This is a genomic window from Bartonella sp. CE47NXGY, assembly GCF_042195415.1.
GTDB lineage: Bacteria > Pseudomonadota > Alphaproteobacteria > Rhizobiales > Rhizobiaceae > Bartonella.
The window spans coordinates 1-510 of sequence record NZ_JBHIOI010000313.1 but is presented as its reverse complement, the minus strand read 5'-3'; the positions used below and the strand labels follow the sequence as shown (position 1 = coordinate 510).

Genomic DNA, 510 nt, shown 5'->3' with positions numbered 1-510 from the left:
GATATCACCAGCATAGGCTTGATCAGCAATTTGGCGCGAACGCGCAAAGAAAAATTGTGGAGCCGAAAGTGTCATCGGTTTTCCTGTTCGAACCAACTTTGTTTTCATACCACGTTCAAGTGTTCCAGAACATACCCGAAAAAATGCAATACGATCACGATGATTAGGGTCCATATTCGCTTGAATTTTAAAAACAAATCCCGTCATTTTAGGTTCAGTTGCTATGACATTGCGCTGATCTGCACTTTGATCACGAGGACTTTGACCAAAATCTATAAGCGCATTGATCAAATCACGAACACCAAAATTTCGCAAAGCTGAACCAAAATAAACCGGTGTCATATGACCTTCACGGAAAGCTTGAAGATCAAAATTCTTGCAAACACTTTGAGCGAGTTCTACTCCTTCAAGAAAAGTGGAACGTTGATATTGGGGAAGTAAATGGACAACCTCACTGGGATTTGAAACGATCCGCTGTGTTATCTCATCATCTTTTTGGCGAAAACGGTT

1 pseudogene is annotated in these 510 nt (G+C 41.0%); it reads right to left on the bottom strand.

Features of this window, described 5'->3' with window-relative positions:
• Positions 1 to 510 (bottom strand): annotated as a pseudogene (gene prfC / locus ACFIL3_RS11270) (peptide chain release factor 3); the annotation flags it as partial.